Source organism: Thermoanaerobaculia bacterium, assembly GCA_035260525.1.
In the GTDB taxonomy this organism is placed as follows: domain Bacteria; phylum Acidobacteriota; class Thermoanaerobaculia; order UBA5066; family DATFVB01; genus DATFVB01.
In genome coordinates, this window is record DATFVB010000206.1 from 1 (window position 1) to 19,919 (window position 19,919).

The window sequence follows — 19,919 nt, forward strand, 5'->3', positions numbered from 1 at the left end:
CTCGGCCGCGGTCATCTCGTCGCAGCGGCGGTGCGTCATCCCGTGGAACGCGATCTCGTGGCCCGCCGACGCGATCCGCTTCACGAGCGCGGGGTAGCGCCGGGCGATCCAGCCGACGACGAAGAAGGTCGCTCGCCGGCCCGCGGCGGAGAACCGCTCGAGGAGCGCGGCGGCGTTGCGCTCGATCGTCGGCTCGAACGCGTCCCAGTTCCGCGGATCGGAGTAGTGCTCGTCGCCGCAGATGCAGAACCATTCCTCGAGATCGACCGTGAGGACGGCCGGCGCGGGATCGAAGCGGACGGGTTGCGCCGTCATTCCGTCTCGAAGACCTTGATGAACACGGCTCCCCACGAAATCTTCCACGTGTCGCGGAAAGGGCGGTAATGCGACGGCCCCCCGTAGATCGCGCGGATCGGGACGGTCGCGAAACGGCGGACGAAGGGCGCCGCCTTCAGCAGCATCTCCGTCTCGACGAGATACCCGTTGGCGCGCAGCCGGACCTTCGCCAGAAGCGCCGAAGCGACCGCGCGGAACCCCGACTGGCCGTCCTCGACCCGCAGCCCCGTCATCCTCGAGAGGATCATGTCGCCGATCCGGTTGGTCTCGTATCGGTAGGCGGGGATCGCGTCCGGCTCTCCCATCCGGGAGCCGATCACGAAGGGCTCGCCGCGTCCCGCGGCGTCGAGGAACTTCGGGATCTCCGCCGGGTCGTGCTGACCGTCGCCGTCGAGGAATACCACGTGCGACACGCGCGGGTTCGCGAGGAGGCTCTCGAGGCCCGTCCGGATCGCCGCGCCCTTCCCGCCGTTCTCGCGCCGCGTGAGGACGCGGGCTCCGGCGCGGGCCGCCTCGGCGCCCGTGGCGTCCCGCGACCCGTCGTCGACGACCACGACGTTCGCCACGTGCCGCTTCGCCGCGGCGACGACGGGACCGATCGTCGGGGCGCACTCGAAGGCGGGAATGAGCGCGGCGAAGGCCAGCGGCATCTCCGGCATGAACCCGCGATTCTAACGTTCGAGGGAACGGCCGCGCCGTAGAATCCGGATCGTGAAGCGCGCCGGGCTCGTCATGATGTTCCTGGCCGCGGCGGCTCTGCCCTCGCGGGGCGCCGGCCAGCGCGCCGCCGCGCCTTCGGCGCCCCCGCAGCCGGCGACGGCCGCCGCGAGCCCCGAGGAGAAAGTCGAGATCCCCCGGGATCAGAGCCGCCAGATCCGCTACATGCACGGCCGCTATGCGCTCTCGATCGCCGGGAGCCTGTGGGGACTCGCGGTGCTCTGGGGACTCCTGCGCTTCCGGTTCTCCGCGCGGATGCGCGATTGGGCGCGGCGGCGCACGGGTCGCGAGAACCTCGCCGTCTTCCTCTATTTCGGGCTCTTCGTCCTCGTCACGTCGCTTTTCGCCCTCCCGCTCGACGTTTATTCCGGCTGGTACCGCGAGAAGCGGTACGGTTTCGCGCACCAGAGCCTTCCGCAATGGTTCGGCGACTGGGGGAAGGGGCTCGGGCTCGGCGTCGTCCTCGGCGGCGTGTTCGCGGTTGCGCTCTACGCCGTCATTCGCCGCTTTCCGCGCCGGTGGTGGCTGATCGGCGCGGCCGTGGCGATGGCGTTCACGATCTTCGCGGTCGCCGTCGAGCCGGTGTTCATCGCGCCGCTCTTCAACAAGTTCACGCCGCTCGCGCCGGGGCCGCTGAAGACGAAGCTTCTGGACCTCGCGCACTCGCAGGGAATCGCCGCCGACGACGTGTACGAGGTCGACGCGAGCCGCCAGTCGGGGCACACGAACGCCTACGTCGCGGGGCTCCTCGGGACCGAGCGGATCGTCATCTACGACACGCTGCTCCAGACCCAGACGCCTCGCGAGATCGTGGCGGTCATGGGGCACGAGATGGGACACTACGTCCTCCATCACCTGTGGAAGGGGCTCGCGCTCGGGGCGGTCCTGATCCTCCTCGGCGCGGGACTCGTGAAGGGGCTCTACCCTCGACTCGCCGCGCGGCGGGGAGAACGCTGGGCGATCGGCCCCGTCTCGGATCCCGCCGGCCTGCCGCTCGTGCTCCTGATCGTCTCGGTCTTTTCGTTCCTCGCGGCGCCCGCCGCCAACGCCTTCTCGCGCTGGGAGGAGCACCAGGCGGACGCGTTTTCCCTGGACGTCGTGCGCGATCCCGACGCGCTCGCGGCGGGCTTTGCGAAGTTCAACACGCACGACCTGTCGGAGTACGATCCGCCGCGGATCATCGAGCTCTGGTTCTACACGCACCCGTCGCTCAAGCACCGGATCGAGTTCTGCGAGGAATGGAAACGGGAGCACGCGGCCGCCGCGAAGGGAGAGACGTCATGAGGAAGGGACCGTTCGCCTCGGTGGTGCTCCTGTTCGCGGCCGCCGCGTTCGGAGAAACGATGCCCGTCCCGGCGCCCACCGCGAAGCCCGCCGCCCCGACGAGCGCCGACGTCCTCGCCGCCTCGAAATCCTCCGACTGGCGGCCGATCCCGCCCGAGAACACGCTCTACCTCGATCTCGCCTCGGGGCGCGTCGTGATCGAGCTCGCGCCCGCGTTCGCTCCCGAGCATTTCGCGAACATCGTGAAGCTCGTCCGGGAGAAGTATTACGACGGGCTCGCGATCGTCCGCTCGCAGGACAACTACGTCGTCCAGTGGGGAGACCCGAACGGCGACGACAAGGCGAAGGCGAAGTCTCTCGGCGATGCGAAGGCGACGCTTCCCGGCGAGCTGACGCGCGCCAATGCCTCCGCGCTGCCGTTCACACGTCTCGAGGGCCCCGACGGCTACGCGCCGGAATCCGGGTTCTCGAACGGATTCCCGGCCGGGCGCGACCCGAAGAGCGGCGAAGCCTGGCTCGCGCACTGCTACGGGATGGTCGGCGTCGGCCGCGGCGACGACCCGAAGTCGGGAAACGGAAGCGAGCTCTACGTCGTGATCGGAAACGCGCCGCGGCATCTCGACCGGAACGTCACGGTCGTCGGACGCGTCGTCAAGGGAATCGAGCTCCTCTCGACGCTCCCGCGCGGTTCGGGGCCGCTCGGCTTCTACGACAAGCCAGCGCAGTTCGTCCCGATAGAGTCGGTCCGGCTCGCGGCCGACCTCCCGGCGAAAGAGAGAACGAACCTCGAAGCCCTCCGCACCGACACGCCGACCTTCGCCGCCTGGGTCGAGTCGCGCCGGAACCGGCGCGAGAGCTGGTTCGTCCGGCCGGCGGGGTACGTCTCGCTCTGCAACGTTCCGTTGCCGGTGCGGCCGGCGGCGAAGCCCGCTCCGTAGCCTCGTGCCGGCTTTCCGAAAACCTCATCGCCTGGTTTTCCGAATGCTTGCCGCCGGTCTGGGAATGATCGCGATCGGCGGGCCGATCGCGCCTGGGCGAGAAGCGGACATCCTCTGGGAGCGAACCGATGCCGGAAGGCGGGTGATCCGCTTCGCTCCTGCGGAGGTCGTTCGCGGCGCCTCCTTTTCGGACCTCGGGAAGCCGCCTTTCCGTTTCGATTTCGAGACCCGGCTCAGCGACGCTCTTCGGTTGCACCGGGCGGATCCTCCTCAGCCGGGAGACGATTACTGCGTCCAGCCGGTTCTCGGCGTCGTCATCGGAGCCGCCCCTGAAAAAGGCTTCGAAGGTCTCGCCGAAAAGCCGATCGTGCTGACAGTCACCGTCGAGCGGATCGTGCCGGGATTCGGCGAGGACGCTCGCCCCGCATCGCTGGTGTGGGCTCGTGTGAATCGAATCCTCACAGACCGAACTGGGAAGCGAGCGGAGAAAGAACAAGCGACCTTCCTCGAACGAATCGGCCGGGTCGAAATTCAGGGCATCACACTCTGCTCCGTCGTGCCCGGCTATCGCCTCCCGGTCCCCGGGGACCGGCTTCTCGTCGCCGGCGAGCCGGACCCCGAGAATCCGCGAAATATCCAGACTTCCGAAGACGGTATTTTCTGTGTCGACGGCGATTTCGTCGTGGAACCCGGACCTGGTCCGGAAACCGAACGCCGCCGGACCCTTTCGGAAATCCTTCGGGCTTTCGGAATCCGAAACCCGAAATCCGAAACAGGTCCGAAATCCGAATGACCGAAATACGAAAACGAAAAAACGGGGAAAGCCCGCAAAACGCCTCCCTTTCGGCCGTTCGGATTTCGAGATTCGAATTTGTTTCGTGTTTCGAGAATTCGTGCTTCGAGTTTTCGGGCGCGCCGCTCGGTTGACCCTCGCGGCGCGCCCGCATAGACTCCTCGTGAAATTTTTCACGCACTCGGAATTGCGTGAAAAGAAGTCGGAGAGCGCGTGGCTTCATCCTTCATTCCGATTTTGGTGCTCATGGTCTTCGCGGCGCTCCTCGCAGCCGCCCTGCTCGGGCTCAACGCCATCCTCGGCCGGCACGTCCGGACCCGCCGCAAGCTCTCGACGTACGAGTGCGGCATGCCGCTCCTCGACGAGTCGAGGAAGCGCATCTCGGTCAAGTACTCGGTCGTGGCGATGGTCTTCATCCTGTTCGACGTCGAAATCGCGTTCCTCTATCCCTGGACCGTCATCTTCCGGAGCCACGGCTGGGGAATGTTCCTCGAGATGATCGTCTTCCTCGCGACACTCGCAGTCGGCTACGCCTACATCTGGAAGAAGGGAGCCCTCGACTGGTGACGGCGCGATGAAGAAGCTCCGCTATTCGTCGCGGGAATGCGGCGCTCCCTTTTCCTTCACGCCGGAGGAGAGCCGCGCGATCGACTCGCTCCTCGGCAAATACCCGACGAAACAGGCCGCGCTCCTCCCGGTCCTCTGGATCGTCCAGGACCGGATGGGGTGGATCCCGCGGGAGGCCGTCGAGGCGGTCGCCGATCTCCTCGGGCTCTCGACGGCGTTCGTGGACGGGGTGCTCACCTTCTACACGATGTACAACCTCGAGCCGATCGGAAGGTACGACCTCCAGTTCTGCACGTCGATCTCCTGCCACTTGAACGGCGCCGACGACCTCCTCGCCCACTGCGAGAGGAAGCTCGGCATCCACGCCGGCGAGACGACCCCGGATCGGAAGTTCACGATCACGGAGGTCGAGTGCATCGCGGGATGCGACCGCGCCCCCTCGATGCAGGTCAACGACCGGTACCACGAGCCGATGACGCCCGAGAAGCTCGACGCGCTCCTGGCCGACCTCGCGAAGGAAGCCTGACGTGGCGTACGAGAAAGTCCTGCTCGCGCGGATCGGCAAGGAGAACTCGCGCGCGATCGACGGGTACGTCCGCGACGGCGGGTACCGGGCCTGGGAGAAGGTCCTGCGGGAGAAACCCGAACCGGCGTCGATCTCCGAGACGGTGAAGAAATCGGGGCTCCGGGGCCGCGGCGGCGCGGGATTCCCGACGGGCGTGAAATGGACGTTCATCCCGAAGGACACGAAAGGGAAGCCGATCTACCTCGTCCTGAACGCCGACGAATCGGAGCCGGGCACGTTCAAGGACCGGCTCCTGATCGAGCGCGACCCGCATCTCGTCCTCGAGGGGATGATGATCTCGGCGTACGCGATCGGCTGCCGGCGCGCCTATATCTACATCCGCGGCGAGTTCTGGGACGGAGCGCGGATCCTGACCGACGCGATCCGCGAGGCGTACGGGAAGGGATATCTGGGCGAGAACGTGAAGGGCTCGGGCGTCGAGCTCGACATCGTCGTCCACCGGGGAGCCGGCGCGTACATCTGCGGCGAAGAGACGGCGCTCCTGGAATCCCTGGAAGGAAAGCGCGGCCAGCCGCGCGTCAAGCCGCCCTTTCCCGCGGTATCGGGCGCGTTCGCGTGCCCGACGATCGTCAACAACGTCGAGACCATCGCCTGCGTGCCGCTCATCATGAACCGCGGCGCGGAATGGTTCGCCGGGATCGGCCGGAACGAAAAGAACACCGGGCCGAAGCTCTATTGCCTGTCGGGCCACGTGAACCGCCCGGGCGTCTACGAGGCCCCGATGGGGCTGCCGCTCAAGGACCTGATCTTCGGCGACGAGTACGGCCGCGGAATGCGCGGGAACCGGAACGTGAAGGCGGTCATCCCGGGAGGCGCGTCGGCGCCGATGCTGACCGCCGCCGAGATCGAGGACTGCCCGCTCGACTTCGACGGGGTCGCGGCGAAAGGGTCGATGCTCGGCTCGGCGGCGATCGTCGTGATGAACGAGGACACCTGCATCGTGCGCGCGGCGAGGAACCTCGCGAAGTTCTTCGCGCACGAGTCGTGCGGCCAGTGCACGCCGTGCCGGGAAGGGTGCCCCTGGCTCCTGAAGGTCCTCACGCGGATCGAGGCGGGGCAGGGGCGGCCCGAGGACGTCGAGCTGCTGCTCCCGATGGCCCGGCAGATGAACAACGGCATGACGCTCTGCGTCTTCGCGGACGCGGCGGTCGGACACGTCGTCTCGACGGTCCCGAAGTTCCGCGAGGAATACGACTATCACGTCGCCCACAAGCGGTGCCTGGTCGGCGCACGAGAAGAGGTCGTGGCGTGATCGCCGCGCAAATCGAACGTGGCGTGATCGCCGCGCGAATCGAACGTGGCGTGATCGCCGCGCAAATCGAACGTGGCGTGATCGCCGCGCGAACTGAACGTGGCACGACAATGACGAGAGGCATCGGCGGGGCGTCGCGGCGGCAAGCCGCTCGAAGGACGTCCCGCGCGGGGAGCTCGCGGCGGTAAGCCGCGAAGAATATTCGATGCCGAAGATCACGTTCCAGGACGCCGAAACCCGCACCGTCGAAGTGCCCGACGGAACGAATCTGATCGAGGCCGCCAAGCTCGCCGGCATCGAGATCCCCCACTTCTGCTACCACCCGCGCTTCTCCGTCGTCGGCCAGTGCCGGATGTGCCTCGTCGAGATCGAGGGGATGCCGAAGATCCAGGCCGCCTGCACGACGCCGATCAAGGACGGCATGGTCGTCAAGACCGGCTCGCAGAAGACGAAGGATGCGCAGAAGGGGACGATGGAGTTCCTCCTCATCAACCACCCCCTCGACTGCCCGATCTGCGACCAGGCGGGAGAGTGCAAGCTCCAGGACAATTCCTTCGGCTACGGGTTCCAGCAGTCCCGCTACGACGAGCGCAAGAAGCAGTACGAGGGCTATTCGCGGACGAAGATCGGCCCGCGGGTGATCGCGGACATGACCCGCTGCATCCTCTGCACCCGCTGCATCCGGTTCACCCACGAGATCGCGAAGACCGGAGAGCTCACGTTCCTCGACCGCGCCGGCACGACGCTCGTCTGGACGCACGAGGGGCGCGAGCTCGACAACGACTGGTCGGCGTGCGCCGCCGACGTCTGCCCGGTGGGGGCCTTGACCGTCGAGGAGTTCCGGTTCCGGCAGCGGGTCTGGTACCTCAAGAAGACGCCGTCGGTCTGCTTCGGATGCGACATCGGCTGCAACAACACGATCGAGTCGCGCGGCGGCGTGGTCTTCCGCTCCATGCCGCGGCTCAACCCCGAGGTCAACGATTACTGGCTCTGCGACCACGGCCGGTTCCTCGCCGAGAGCTTGAACGAGCGCGTCTACACGCGGCCGCTCGTCCGCGAGGGGGGCGACGAGAAGACCCTCCCGTGGGACGCGGCAATCGAGCGGATCGCGTCGCGGATCCGGGAGACCGTCGCGGGCCCCGGCCCCGGGGCGATCCTCGCCGTCGGCTCTCCGTTCCTCTCCAACGAGGAGAACTGGCTGCTCCGGAGGCTTTTCGCGGACACGCTGCACGTCCCGAACATCGACGTCTCGGCGGACGCCGATCGCGTGCGCCGCATGCCCTCGAAGAGCGGATGGATCGAGAGCTCGGGGCTCGCGGCGCCGAATCTCAAAGGGGCGCGGGACGTCGGGGTGGCCCCCGCGGCGAGCGGAAAGGGGCTCGCCGCCCTCTTCGACGGCCGCTTCACTCCCGAGATCGTCTACGTCGCCGACGCCGCGTGGTCGAAGGACGCCGACAACCCGGACCGCGTCGCGGCCCTGCGCCGCGCGAAGCTCCTCGTCGTCCACGCCCGCACGGAAAACCTCCTCACGCGCGAGGCGGACGTCGTCCTGCCGGCGGCCTCCCTCGCCGAGAAGGAGGGGACGTTCACGAACCGCTTCGGCCGCGTGCAGCGGTTCGAGCGCGCGATGCTCGCCCGGCCCCCGGTCAAGGCCGACTGGGAGATCCTCCTCCTCCTCTCCCTCGCGCTCGGATTCGGGGACCCCTCCTGGAACCCGATCTCGATCTATTCGCTCCTCGCCGCCGAGATTCCCGGCTACGCGGTCGACGAGGAGGTCTTAGACGGCGGGTTGACGATGAAGAAGGGACTCTTCGTCGCCGAAGGAGGACTGTGAGCGCCGCCGACTGGGTGATCGTCGTGCTGCGGCCGCTCGTCCCCGTCCTCGGGGCCGCGATGGCGGTCCCCGTCCTCACGTGGGCGGAGCGCCGCGGGGCGGGCCTCATCCAGGACCGTCCGGGGCCCAACCGGGTCGGGTTCTTCGGCTGGCGCGCGTTCGGGCTCGGCCAGCCCCTGGCCGACGCGCTCAAGTTCTTCTTCAAGGAGGACATTACGCCGGACAACGCCGACGCGTTCCTCTACACGCTGGCGCCCTGGATCGTCATGTTCTCCGCGCTCGTCGGCTTCGCCGTCATCCCGTACGGGCCGCCGATCCCGATCGCGGGGAGGATCGTCCCCCTGGTCGGCGCCGACGTGCCGATCGGCGCGCTCTTCATCTTCGCGATGACGGGGCTCTCGGTCTACGGGATCGTGCTCGCCGGCTGGTCCTCGAACAACAAGTACTCCCTGATGGGCGGCTTCCGGTCCGCCGCGCAGGTCATCTCCTACGAGCTCGCGATGACGACGGCCGCGGCGGGAGTCTTCCTTTCCTCGTCGTCGCTCCGGCTGACGCGGGTCGTCGAGGCGCAGCACGCATCGTTCCTTCGGTGGAACGTCGTCCCGCAGTTCTTCGGCTTCGTCGTCTTCACGATCGCGGCGTTCGCCGAGACCAACCGCGTGCCGTTCGACCTCGCCGAAGCCGACGCGGAGCTCGTCGGCGGCTACCACACCGAATATTCCGCCTTCAAGTTCGGCGCGTTCTTCATGGCCGAGTACATCGCGATGACGGTCGGATCCGCGTTCATCGTCACGATGTACTTCGGCGGGTGGTCGCTCCCGTTCTTCCACCCGACCGGCCTCTTCGGCGGCCTCGTCTCGGTCGCGGTGTTCGCCGCGAAGACGGCCTTCTTCCTCCTGGTCTTCATCTGGGTGCGATGGACGCTCCCCCGCTTCCGCTACGACCAGCTGATGAGGCTCGGGTGGAAGGTCCTCCTTCCGCTCGCGTTCGCGAACCTCCTCTGGACCGCCCTCCTGGTCCGAAGCGGGGTGCTGTGAACGCGGCGCGGCTGATCTTCGACCTCGCGGGCGCGGTCGCGTTCGTCTTCGCGGCGGTGATGGTCGTCCACCGCAACCCGATCAAGAGCCTGCTCGCGATCGTCGTCTCGTTCTTCGCGCTCGCCGCGGGATTCGTGCTCCTTTCGGCGCCGTTCCTCGCGGCGATCCAGGTGATCGTCTACGCCGGGGCGATCCTCGTCCTCTTCCTGTTCGTCACGATGCTCCTGAATCTCCAGACCGAGGAGGAAACCGCCGACCGGCGCCCCTTCCAGAAGCTCTTCGCCCTCGTGGGGATCGTCGCGCTCGCGGCAATCCTCCTCTCCGACGTGCGGCGTTCCGGCGAGATCACCGGGACCTCGGGGCAGCCGCCCGCCACGGGCGCCGTCGAGCCGCTGGCGCGGGCGCTCTTCTCGCAGGCGGCGCTCCCGTTCGAGGCCGTCTCCGTGCTGCTCCTGGCCTCGCTCACCGGCGCCTACGTGCTGATGCGCCGCGAGCGCTCCGGAAGCGCCGCGCCGTGAGCGTCCCGCTGACGGACGTCCTCGTCGTCTCCGTCGCGCTTTTCGCGCTCGGCCTCGCCGGCGCGCTGCTGCGCCGGAACGCGATCACGATCTTCCTCTCGATCGAGCTGATGCTGAACGCCGCCAACCTCGCGATCGTCGGATTCGGCGCGAAGGTCGGCGGGTACCAGGGGCAGATCGTCGTCTTCTTCGCGATCGTCGTCGCCGCGGCCGAGGCCGCCGTCGGGCTCGCGATCTTCGTCGCCGTCTTCCGCCATCACGAGACGATCGACGTGAACAAGATCAACCTCCTGAAGTGGTGAGCGCGATGATCCCGCTCTGGCTCCTTCCCCTCCTGCCGTTCGCCGGGTTCCTCCTGTGCGGGCTGCTGGGCCGCCGGCTCGGGAAGACGTTCGTCACGGTCTGCGGCGTCGGCTCCGTCGCCCTGACGACCGTGCTCGCGTACGCGCGCCTCGTCCCGTACGCGGCCGGCGTCTTCGGAGGAAACGCGGCGCCGGTCGTCGAGCGCTACGGCTCCTGGATCCGCGCGGGGAACGTCGCGGTCGACTTCGCGATGCGCCTCGATCCTCTTTCGGCGCTGATGCTGTCGTTCGTGACCTTCGTCGGCCTCCTGATCCACGTCTATTCGGTCGGCTACATGCACGCCGAGGAGGGGTACTGGCGCTACTTCTCCTACCTGAACCTCTTCATGTTCTCCATGCTGACGCTCGTCCTCGGCGCGAACTTCCTGATCCTCTTCGTGGGGTGGGAGGGCGTGGGGCTGTGCTCCTATCTCCTCATCGCGTTCGACTACCAGAAGGAGTCTTCCGCGCGCGCCGGGCGCAAGGCCTTCGTCGCGAACCGCGTCGGCGATTTCGGCTTCCTGATCGGCCTCTTCCTGATCCTCGGGCTCTTCGGCACGCTCGAGTTCGACCGCATCTTCCCGGCCGCCGCGGCCGCGCCGGGCCGGTTCGCGCCGGCCATGACGGCGATCGCGCTCTGCCTCTTCGTCGGCGCGTGCGGCAAGAGCGCGCAGCTGCCGCTTTACGTCTGGCTCCCCGACGCGATGGCCGGCCCCACGCCGGTCTCGGCCCTGATCCACGCGGCGACCATGGTCACCGCGGGCGTGTACGTCGTCGCGCGCGCGAACGTCTTCTTCCGGCTCTCTCCGACGGCGATGGCGGTCGTCGCGATCGTGGGGGGCGCCACCGCGCTCTTCGCCGCGATCATCGGCACCGCGCAGACCGACATCAAGAAGGTCCTCGCGTACTCGACGATCTCCCAGCTCGGCTACATGTTCCTCGCCTGCGGCGTCGGGGCGTTCGTGGCCGGTATGTTCCACGTCCTGACGCACGCCTTCTTCAAGGCGCTCCTCTTCCTCGGCTCCGGGTCCGTCATCCACGCCATGGGAGGCGAGCAGGACATGCGCCGCATGGGGGGCCTGCGCCGCGCCCTCCCCGTGACCTTCTGGACGTTCCTCGCCGCGACGCTCGCGATCGCCGGGATCCCGATCTGGGCCGGCTTCTTCTCGAAGGACGAGATCCTCGGCGCGGTGTTCGCCAGGAATCCGATCCTCTGGGGGATCGGATTCCTCGCCGCGGGGCTCACCTCCTTCTACATGTTCCGCGTCGTCTACCTGACCTTCTTCGGGACGTTCCGCGGGACCGAGGAGGAAAAGCGCCACCTGCACGAGTCGCCGCCCTCGATGACCATTCCGCTCGTGATCCTGGCGGTGCTCTCGACCGCCGGCGGTCTCGTCGGGCTCCCCGCGCTCCTCGGACCGCGGGCGAACCTGTTCCACCGCTTCCTCGACCCGATCGTTCCGCCGATCACCGGAGGGGCCGCGCTCGGACGCGGCGCGCAAGTCGCTGAGCTCTCGCGCGGGACCGAGATCGCGCTGATCGCCGCCTCCGTCGGGATCGCGCTCCTCGGGTGGATCGTCGCCCGCGTCTGCTATTCGGGCGACCGCGCGGGGACGATCCCCGAGCGCTTCGTCCGGGCGTTCCCGGGAGTTCACCTCCTCGTTTCGAACAAGTTCTACGTCGACGAGCTCTACGAGGCCGTGATCTACCGGCCGTTCCGCCGGCTCTCGCGCATGTTCTGGAAAGTCGTCGACACGCTCGTGATCGACGGGCTGATCAACGCGGGGTCGTTCCTCGTCGAGCTCTCGGGAGACCTCCTCCGCTTCTTCACGACCGGCAACGTGCGCAACTACGCGCTGACCTTCCTCCTCGGGATCGTCGCGCTGCTGGCGTATCTCGGGTGGGCGCCGCGATGATCGCGATCCCGCATCTCCTCTCCTGGCTGATCTTCCTCCCCGCCGCGGGGGCGGCGCTCCTCCTCCTCTTCCCGGCGCGCGCCGCGACCGAGGCGAAGACGGCGGGGGTCGTCGTCTCGCTCGCCGTGTTCGTCCTCTCGCTCGGGCTCTGGGGCTACGACCCGGCCGTCCCCGCGTTCCAGTTCGGCGAGAGCGTCCCGTGGATCCCCCCGCTCGGGATCACCTACACGGTCGGAATCGACGGCATCTCGCTGCTCCTCGTCCTGCTGACGACGCTCCTGACCCCGGTCGCGCTGATCTTCTCCCTCTCCCACGTGAAGGAGAACGTGCGCGGCTTCACGGCGGCGTTCCTCGTCCTGGAAACGGGGATGCTCGGGTCGCTCGCGGCGCTCGATCTCGCCCTCTTCTACGTCTTCTGGGAAGTGATGCTCGTCCCGATGTACTTCATCATCGGGATCTGGGGCGGCAAGCGGAAGATCTACGCGGCCGTCAAGTTCTTCCTCTTCACGATGGCCGGGTCGCTCCTGATGTTCGTCGCGATCCTCTACATGGCGATCCAGTACCACCGCGTGTCGGGCGAGTGGTCGTTCTCGCTCGAGCAGCTCTACCCGATGACGTTCCCGATCGCCACGCAGACGATCCTCTTCTTCGCCTTCGCCGCGGCCTTCCTCGTGAAGGTGCCCGTGTTCCCGCTCCACACCTGGCTCCCCGACGCGCACACGGAGGCGCCGACGGCCGGCTCGATCATCCTCGCCGGGGTGCTCCTGAAGCTCGGCGTGTACGGCTACCTCCGCTTCGCGCTCCCCTTCTTCCCCCAGGCGGCGATCCGGTTCGCGCCGTGGCTCGCGGGCCTGGCCCTCGTCGGGATCGTCTACGGGTCGATGGTCGCCTACGCGCAGAAGGACATGAAGCGCCTCGTCGCGTACTCCTCGGTGGCGCACCTCGGGCTCGTCATGCTCGGGATCGCGGCGCTCACGTCGACGTCGACCTCGGGCGCGGTGCTCCAGAGCGTCAACCACGGCCTCTCGACCGGCGCGCTCTTCCTGCTCGTCGGCGTCCTCTACGAGCGCCGGCACACGCGCGAGATCGCCGCCTACGGCGGAATCGCGAAGGTCGTCCCGGTGACGGCGACGCTCTTCCTCATCGCGACCCTCTCGTCGATCGGGCTCCCCGGGCTGAACGGGTTCGTCGGCGAGTTCCTGATCCTGACCGGCACCTTCAACGCGCCGGGCGTCCCGAAGTGGTGGGCGATCGTCGCGACGAGCGGCATGATCCTCTCGGCGGTGTATCTCCTGACACTCGTCCAGCGCGTCTTCTGGACGCCGCTCGTCCACGAGGAGAACCGCTCGCTCCCCGACATCCGGACGTCGGAGTTCCTCGTCTGCGCGGCGCTCGTCGTCGCGATGGTCGTGATCGGTGTCGCGCCGAACCTCTTCCTCGACAAGATCCACGGGTCGGTCGACACCCTCCTCGCGTTCGTGCGGGCGAAGTCCGCCGCGCCGATCGAGGCGCTCCGATGATCTCCGCCGCGCTCGCGCTCGACGTCCGGGCCGCGGTCCCCGAGGTCGTCCTCGCGGGCGCGGGATGTCTCCTCCTGCTCATGGAGGCGTTCCTGCCGGCGACCCGGCGGGCTTTCGCGGCGATCTCGATCCTCGCGGCCGGCGGCTACATGGTGCTCCTCGAGCGGATTCCCGGGGGAGACGCGTTCGCCGGAACGTTCGACGGGTCGATCTTCGCCCGGACGTTCGGCCTCTTCCTCGGCCTCGCCACCGTGCTGACCCTTCTCGTCGCCCGGCCGTATCTCGAGCGCGCCGTGGCGGCGGGGCTGATCGCGTCCGACGGCGAGTTCTACCCGCTCCTGCTCTGGGGCGCCGTCGGACTGTCGCTGATGGCCCGGGGCCTCGACCTCCTCGTCATCTTCCTCGGCCTCGAGACGTTCTCGCTCTGTTTCTACATCCTCGCCGCCTACTTCAAGCGCTCGGAGGCGTCCTCCGAGGCGGGGTTGAAGTACTTCCTCACCGGGGCGTTCGCGTCCTCGTTCACGTTGTTCGGGATCGCCCTGATCTTCGGGAAGACGGGCTCCACGACGATCGCCCGGTTCGCCGAGGCGCACGCGGGCGCCGACCCGCTGCTGCTGGCCGGCCTCGTGTTCCTCCTCTCGGGCTTCGCGTTCAAGATCGCTCTGGCGCCCTTCCACGCGTGGGCGCCCGACGTCTACGCCGGCATGCCGACGCCCGCCGTCGCCTTCCTGTCGGTCGCGCCCAAGGGCGCGGCGCTCGTCGTGCTCTTCCGCGTGCTCGCCGGGCTCTTCGACGGGGTCCTCCCCGGCCGTGTCCGCGCCGGCCTCGCCGCGGTCGCGGTCCTCTCGATGGTCCTCGGAAACCTCGTCGCGCTCGCGCAGCGGGACATCAAGAGGCTCCTCGCGTACTCGGGGATCGCCCACATGGGCTACGTCGCGATCGCGCTCGCCGTGTTCGGCCGGGACGCGTTCTCGGCCGTTCTCGTCTACCTCTTCGCGTACGCCCTGACGAACATCGGGGCGTTCGCCTGCGTGGCCGCGCTCTATCGGGACGAGACGCAGGCGCACCCGGTGGGACTGCTGGCGGGAATGGGGACGCGCGCGCCGCTCGCCGCCGGGGTGCTGGCGCTCTGCATGATCTCGCTCGCGGGGATTCCCGCGACGGCGGGATTCATCGGGAAGTTCTTCGTCTTCAAGTCGGCGATCGAGAAGGACCTCGTCTGGCTCGCCGTCGTCGGCGTCGTCAACAGCCTCGTGTCGCTCGGGTACTATCTGCGCGTCGTTTACGTGCTCTACATGCGCGAGCCGGTCGAGCCGGAGGCGCCCGCGCCGCTCGCCGCCGAATCGCGGCTCGCCCTGCTGCTCTGCGGCCTCGGCGTCCTCGCCGTCGGCGTCTTCCCCTCCCGTCTCTGGCAGATCGCCCAGGCCGCCTCGCGCGCCGTCCCGTTCCTGCGGCCATGAGCCGCCGGCTCTCCCCGGGAGACGCCGTCTCCGAGGTCACGGCGCGCCGCCTCTCGATCTATCTCCGCGGCCTGCAGCAGCTCGAGGCGGACGGCGTCCGCACGATCTCGTCGCACGACTTCGCCCGCCGCTTCCATCTCAACTCCGCGCAGATCCGCAAGGACCTCGCGACCTTCGGCGAGTTCGGGATCCGCGGCGTCGGCTACGACGTGGGGAGCCTGCGCCGGCACATCGTCGGCCTCCTCGGCATCGACTCGGACAAGCGCGTGATTCTCTGCGGCGCGGGGCACCTCGGCCAGGCGCTCGCCGGCTACGGCGGGTTCAACTCGGCCGGCTTCCGGGTCGTCGCGCTCTTCGACGTGGATCCCGCCAAGATCGGAAAGACGATCCACGGAAACCTCCCGATCCTCGACGGCGCCAGCCTGCCGGCGTTCCTCTCCGGGAACCCGGTCGACATCGCCGTCGTCGCCGTCCCCCCCGAAGCGGCCCAGCCGACGACGGACACGCTCGTTGCCGCAGGCGTGCGCGCGATCCTGAATTTCTCGCCGGTGCGGCTGAAGGCGCCCGAGAGCGTCTTCGTCAAGAACGTGGACCTGAAGATCCACCTGGAGACGCTCTCCTTCTACCTCAGAAACGCCTGACGTCGGTTTCGCGGAGCCCGCGGAGCCCGGATCGCGACGGCGACGGGAAACGAGAGCGGCGGCGGCCGCCGTCTCGACGAGTGATCCGTTGACCCGAGGCGGATCTCTGGAAAGGAGGCCGAACCTGCGTCCCCGCTATAATTCCGGGGTGACGCTCCCGGCGTTTCCCGACGCGCCCGAAAGGGCGACCCGCCTCGCCCGGCCCGAATGGCTGAAGGTGCGCCTCACGGCGACCGGCGAATTCGACGAAGTCAACGCCATGATGCGCCGCCTCCGGCTCGTCACGGTGTGCGAGGAGGCCCGCTGCCCCAACATCCACGAGTGCTGGGCGCGGGAGCGGACGGCGACCTTCATGCTGCTCGGCGACGTCTGCACTCGCCACTGCGGGTTTTGCGCCGTCGGAAAGGGGAAGCCCGGGACGATCGACCCGGAGGAGCCGGCGCGGGTCGCGGAGGCGGTCGCCGAGCTCGGCCTCGCGCACGCCGTCGTCACGTCCGTCAACCGGGACGATCTGCCGGACGGCGGCGCCGCGCACTTCGCGGAGACGATCCGCGCGATCCGCCGCCGGAACCCGGGCTGCGCGGTCGAGGTGCTCGTCCCCGACTTCTGCGGCGACGCGGACGCGATCGACGCCGTCCTCGACGCGGGACCGACCGTCCTGAACCACAACATCGAGACCGTGCCGCGGCTGTACCGGCGCGTCCGGCCCGACGCCGTATACGAACGGTCGCTCGCGCTGCTGGCTCGCGCCGACGCCCGTAGGCTTCGGGACGGTTCCGCGATGCGGACGAAGTCGGGGATCATGGCCGGCCTCGGCGAGTCCGCGGGCGAGATCGTCGCGACGCTGACCGATCTGCGCGCGCACGGCTGCGACATCGCCACGATCGGACAGTACCTGCAGCCGTACGAAAAGCGGCTGCCCGTGGAGAAGTACTACACCCCCGCCGAGTTCGCCGCCCTCCGGCAGGAGGGGCTCCGGCTCGGTTTCGCCCACGTCGAGGCCGGGCCCCTCGTCCGTTCCTCGTACCACGCCCGCCACGCTATCGAAAAGGAGACGACTTGAAGCTTCGAACGCTCCTCCTCGCCGCGGCCGTCGCCGCGGCCTCGGTACCCGTCTGCGCCGCTCCGAAGCGCGAGGCGGGCAACATCGCCTTCCCGCCGGCGCCCTACCCGGAAGAAGCCCGAAAGAAAGGGATCGAAGGCAACGTCGTCGTCACCGGAGACGTCGCCGCCGACGGAAAGTTGAGCGGCCTCCGGGTCCTCGCGACGTCGTCGCCGGTCCTGAACGACGCGGCGCTCGCGCACCTCCGGCTGGCGAAGTTCCCGCCGGGAAAGGAAGACGGCAAGCCCGTGCCGATCGTCCTCAACGCGACCGTGCGCTTCCGGGACGACCGAAACCGGATCGCCGAAACCGGATCGATGCCCGCGCCGATCGTCGGCGATTTCTCGCTGATGCCGGCGAGCGCCGACGGACATCCGTCGGCTCCCGAAGGCTTCGCGATCGAGCCGAGCGACGCCGGCGTGCGCGGCCAGCTCGTCGTCGACGTCCCGAAGAAAGCCGCGGGAAAGACCTTTCGGGTCGTCGTGACCGATCGATTCCCCTCCGGAAAGTCGACGGTCGTCCTCGATCGGAACGAGACGGCCGACCCGCGTGCGGGGATCGGCGCCGACATCTTCCGCCGGATCGACTCCCGCAAGCCGGAGGAACGGGGGGTGCACACCCTCGTCGTGACGGTGGACGGACGGCCCGCGGGTGGGGCGCGGTATCGCGTCGCCGGCGACGCGGCTCCCGCTCCGTCGGCCGCGCGCAAGAAGAAGTGACTCCGCCCGGGCCGCGCGGCATCCTGTTCGACATGGACGGGGTGCTGATCTTCTCGACCGAGGCGTGGTTCGGGGTCTACAACGACACGCTCGCCCATTTCGGACACCCGCGCATCGGGCGCGAGGAGTTCCTGCGCATCTTCGGCAACGGGACGCAGGCGGACCGCGCGGCGTACATGCCGGAGCGGAGCGTCGAGGAAATCGATGCCGCGTACCGCCGCTTCTTCGCGGAGCGCCTGGGCGACATCGCGCTCAATCCGGAAGCCGCCCCGGCGCTCGTCCGGCTGCGGGAACGCGGGGTGAGGACGTCGCTCGCGACCAACACGAACCGCGGTCTCGCCGAGGCGATCCTCGGCCGGCTGGGCGTCGCCGGTCTCCTCACCGCGTTCGCCTGCGCGGACGAGGCCGGCGCGGGCAAGCCCGATCCGGCGGTCGTCCGCCTCGCCGCGGATCGGCTCGGACTGGCGCTTTCCGATTGCGTGATGGTGGGCGACTCGCGGTACGACGAGGAGGCGGCGCGCGCCGCGCCGGTCGCGTTCCGCGGCTACCGCTACGGCGACGCTCCTACTCGGATCGAGGCTCTTTCCGAAATCGCCGGTTGAACTCCCGCTCGAGACCGTACTCCTTCACCTTGTTGTAGATCGTCTTCAGCGAGAGCTTCAGCATCTCCGCGGCCTTCCTCTTGTTCCCCTTGGCGAACCGGAGCGTCCGCTGCAGCACGCGGCGCTCGACGTCCGCCATCGAGTCGCCGATCCGGACGGCGACGATCTCCTTCTCCGAGGGGCCGTCCGCGCCGTCCCGCTCCGAGCGCGCGGAGACGCCGCCGAGCACCGACTGGATCGCCGTCAGGCCGATGATCGGCCCGTCGGAGAGGGCCCGGGCCCGCCGGATCACGTTGCGCAGCTCGCGGACGTTGCCGGCCCACTCGTGGGCCGCCATCGCGTCGAGAGCCTTCGGATCGATCGCCGGCTCGGCGCCGTCCCGGGAGCCGGCCTGCCTCAGGAAGTACTCGGAGAGGAGCGGGATGTCCTCGCGGCGCTCTCGCAGCGGAGGCACGGCGATCGTCGCGCCCGCCCGCTGCGCGATCGCGGGGTCGAGTCTCCCCTCGATCGTCGGCTCGCGCGGCGAGAGCACCACGAGCCTCGCCGCTCCGGGGGCGTCGGCGGCCTCGGCGGCCAGGCGCTGGAGCGCCGGCGACGCATGGACGATCCCCTCGAGCACGAGCGTCCCGGACGTTCGCGCCGCCTCCGCGATCTCGCCCGGGGCGACCGGGGCGCCGCGCGGATCGAAGACGATCGAGCGGATCGCCTCCCGGCCTCGCGGCGAGAGACGGTGGAGCGCGGCCGCGACGGTCCGCTTCCCCGCCCCGCTCTCTCCCGCGACCACGGCCACTTCGCGGCGCGGGGCCGCGGCGAAGATCTCGTCGAACAGCGCCTGCATCGGCACGGACCGGCCCACGAGCCCCGCGAGCGGCCCGCCGGCGCGGGCGAGCGAGCGCCGGAGATCCTCGACCTCGGCGAGCAGCTCGTCGACGAGCCGGGTCCCGTCGGAAAGAAGGGGTTCCATCGTCTGATTGTAACGCCGGGACCCGCCCAAAGAATTCCGGGTCAGCGCCGGGGCGGCGCGAGCGCCTCCTCTTCGGGAAGCGGACGCAGGTCCGAAGCGGCGACGCGCAGGCGCGGCCGGCGGGGGTCGGCGAGGTCGATCTCGCTCCAGAGGGCGATCCGCCCCTTCGGTTTCCGCCGGCCGAAGAGGCGCGTCCCGGCCGCGAGCCGCTCGAGCAGCGCGGCGGGGCCGATCCGGACGTCGCGCGCGAACCAGTCCGCGCCCCTCTTTTCGGCGCGCACCTCCTCGAGCCGGCCGATCGTGCGGTTGTTCTTCGCGCGGACCCGCCGTCCGAGCGCGAGCTCGAGGCGGATCTCGCCGGGCCGCTCCTCGATCCGGACGGGCCGGCGCGCGTCGTCCGGCCCGGTCCGCGGCGCGCCGGCCCCCGACCCGGGGATCCGTCCGACGACCCGTTCGGCGAGCCAGCGTTCCCCGGCGCGGAGGGGGGTCTTCTTCGCGTCGACGTCGAGCTTCACCTCGAGGCCGATGTCCAGGATCTCCCGAAAGGCGACGCGGCAGGAGCGCAGGAGCGGCGCCTTCCAGCGGCCGGACACGCGCTCGATCGCGCGGGCCCACCGCCCGTTCAGTCGCCGGGCGAGCGTCGGAAATCCCGCCTCGATCGCCTCGAGCCGCCCCGACGCCGCCGCGACGACCCCGTCCGCTTTTCCGACCTTCTCTCCGTTGCGGTCGGTCAGCTGCTTGTCGAGGACCTCCTGGAAGAGGTCGAGGCAAGGGGGCTCGGCCGCGCTCACG

21 protein-coding genes are annotated in these 19,919 nt (G+C 69.1%); 17 read left to right on the forward strand and 4 right to left on the reverse strand.

Annotated elements, in window-relative coordinates; translation table 11 throughout:
* Both VKH46_10365 and VKH46_10370 read right to left on the reverse strand, forming a co-directional pair.
* The coding region (locus tag VKH46_10365; protein HKB71235.1) for a polysaccharide deacetylase family protein at positions 1 to 315 on the reverse strand (315 nt) is incomplete at its 3' end.
* Complete coding sequence (locus tag VKH46_10370; GenBank protein HKB71236.1) at positions 312 to 995, reverse strand: glycosyltransferase family 2 protein; 684 nt, start codon at positions 993 to 995, stop codon at positions 312 to 314. The genes VKH46_10370 and VKH46_10365, both read right to left, overlap by 4 nt.
* A 52-nt stretch (positions 996 to 1,047) precedes the next feature.
* Between VKH46_10370 and VKH46_10375 the strand changes: the two genes are divergently transcribed.
* The 17 genes from VKH46_10375 (at position 1,048) to VKH46_10455 (ending at position 18,163) form a co-directional block, all read left to right on the forward strand.
* Entirely contained in the window at positions 1,048 to 2,337 is a 1,290-nt protein-coding gene (locus VKH46_10375) for a M48 family metallopeptidase (GenBank protein ID HKB71237.1), read from the forward strand.
* A 59-nt stretch (positions 2,338 to 2,396) separates the two neighbouring features.
* Positions 2,397 to 3,275, forward strand: a complete 879-nt coding sequence (locus VKH46_10380) for a peptidylprolyl isomerase (protein ID HKB71238.1) — start codon at positions 2,397 to 2,399, stop codon at positions 3,273 to 3,275.
* 64 nt (positions 3,276 to 3,339) lie between these two features.
* On the forward strand, positions 3,340 to 4,068 hold the full coding sequence (locus tag VKH46_10385) for a hypothetical protein (protein ID HKB71239.1): 729 nt from the start codon (positions 3,340 to 3,342) through the stop codon (positions 4,066 to 4,068).
* 213 nt (positions 4,069 to 4,281) lie between these two features.
* Positions 4,282 to 4,635, forward strand: a complete 354-nt coding sequence (locus tag VKH46_10390; protein ID HKB71240.1) for an NADH-quinone oxidoreductase subunit A — start codon at positions 4,282 to 4,284, stop codon at positions 4,633 to 4,635.
* A gap of 7 nt (positions 4,636 to 4,642) precedes the next feature.
* Positions 4,643 to 5,161, forward strand: coding sequence for an NADH-quinone oxidoreductase subunit NuoE (gene nuoE, locus VKH46_10395; GenBank protein ID HKB71241.1), 519 nt, complete (start codon positions 4,643 to 4,645; stop codon positions 5,159 to 5,161).
* A 1-nt stretch (position 5,162) separates the two neighbouring features.
* Positions 5,163 to 6,473, forward strand: coding sequence for an NADH-quinone oxidoreductase subunit NuoF (gene nuoF / locus VKH46_10400; protein ID HKB71242.1), 1,311 nt, complete (start codon positions 5,163 to 5,165; stop codon positions 6,471 to 6,473).
* 205 nt (positions 6,474 to 6,678) lie between these two features.
* The gene (locus tag VKH46_10405; protein ID HKB71243.1) at positions 6,679 to 8,307 is read left to right on the forward strand and encodes a 2Fe-2S iron-sulfur cluster-binding protein; all 1,629 of its coding nucleotides are present in this window, start codon (positions 6,679 to 6,681) and stop codon (positions 8,305 to 8,307) included.
* Complete coding sequence (gene nuoH / locus VKH46_10410) at positions 8,304 to 9,344, forward strand: NADH-quinone oxidoreductase subunit NuoH (protein ID HKB71244.1); 1,041 nt, start codon at positions 8,304 to 8,306, stop codon at positions 9,342 to 9,344. Before VKH46_10405 ends, nuoH begins: the two co-directional genes overlap by 4 nt.
* Positions 9,341 to 9,862, forward strand: a complete 522-nt coding sequence (locus tag VKH46_10415) for an NADH-quinone oxidoreductase subunit J (GenBank protein HKB71245.1) — start codon at positions 9,341 to 9,343, stop codon at positions 9,860 to 9,862. The genes nuoH and VKH46_10415 overlap by 4 nt, the downstream gene beginning before the upstream one ends.
* Positions 9,859 to 10,164, forward strand: coding sequence for an NADH-quinone oxidoreductase subunit NuoK (gene nuoK / locus VKH46_10420; protein HKB71246.1), 306 nt, complete (start codon positions 9,859 to 9,861; stop codon positions 10,162 to 10,164). The genes VKH46_10415 and nuoK overlap by 4 nt, the downstream gene beginning before the upstream one ends.
* Positions 10,165 to 10,169: 5 nt before the next feature.
* A complete protein-coding gene (nuoL, locus tag VKH46_10425; protein HKB71247.1) occupies positions 10,170 to 12,119 on the forward strand; it encodes an NADH-quinone oxidoreductase subunit L in 1,950 nt (649 codons plus the stop codon).
* Positions 12,116 to 13,639, forward strand: a complete 1,524-nt coding sequence (locus VKH46_10430; protein ID HKB71248.1) for an NADH-quinone oxidoreductase subunit M — start codon at positions 12,116 to 12,118, stop codon at positions 13,637 to 13,639. The genes nuoL and VKH46_10430 overlap by 4 nt, the downstream gene beginning before the upstream one ends.
* Positions 13,636 to 15,099 (forward strand): NADH-quinone oxidoreductase subunit N, encoded by a 1,464-nt coding sequence (locus tag VKH46_10435; protein HKB71249.1) that lies wholly within the window; start codon positions 13,636 to 13,638, stop codon positions 15,097 to 15,099. The genes VKH46_10430 and VKH46_10435 overlap by 4 nt, the downstream gene beginning before the upstream one ends.
* Entirely contained in the window at positions 15,096 to 15,740 is a 645-nt protein-coding gene (locus VKH46_10440; GenBank protein ID HKB71250.1) for a redox-sensing transcriptional repressor Rex, read from the forward strand. Before VKH46_10435 ends, VKH46_10440 begins: the two co-directional genes overlap by 4 nt.
* Positions 15,741 to 15,888: 148 nt before the next feature.
* Entirely contained in the window at positions 15,889 to 16,803 is a 915-nt protein-coding gene (gene lipA / locus VKH46_10445) for a lipoyl synthase (GenBank protein ID HKB71251.1), read from the forward strand.
* A complete protein-coding gene (locus VKH46_10450) occupies positions 16,800 to 17,561 on the forward strand; it encodes an energy transducer TonB (GenBank protein ID HKB71252.1) in 762 nt (253 codons plus the stop codon). Before lipA ends, VKH46_10450 begins: the two co-directional genes overlap by 4 nt.
* Positions 17,558 to 18,163 carry an HAD family hydrolase gene (locus VKH46_10455; protein HKB71253.1) on the forward strand — a complete coding sequence of 202 codons (606 nt, stop codon included), beginning with the start codon at positions 17,558 to 17,560 and terminating at the stop codon, positions 18,161 to 18,163. Before VKH46_10450 ends, VKH46_10455 begins: the two co-directional genes overlap by 4 nt.
* On the opposite strand, the gene VKH46_10460 is transcribed toward VKH46_10455, so the two are convergent.
* Positions 18,126 to 19,127, reverse strand: a complete 1,002-nt coding sequence (locus VKH46_10460; protein HKB71254.1) for a helix-turn-helix domain-containing protein — start codon at positions 19,125 to 19,127, stop codon at positions 18,126 to 18,128. The two genes, VKH46_10455 and VKH46_10460, sit on opposite strands and share 38 nt — an antisense overlap.
* Before the next feature lie 41 nt (positions 19,128 to 19,168).
* Positions 19,169 to 19,918, reverse strand: a complete 750-nt coding sequence (locus VKH46_10465; GenBank protein ID HKB71255.1) for a hypothetical protein — start codon at positions 19,916 to 19,918, stop codon at positions 19,169 to 19,171.
* Between the last annotated feature and the right edge of the window lies 1 nt (position 19,919).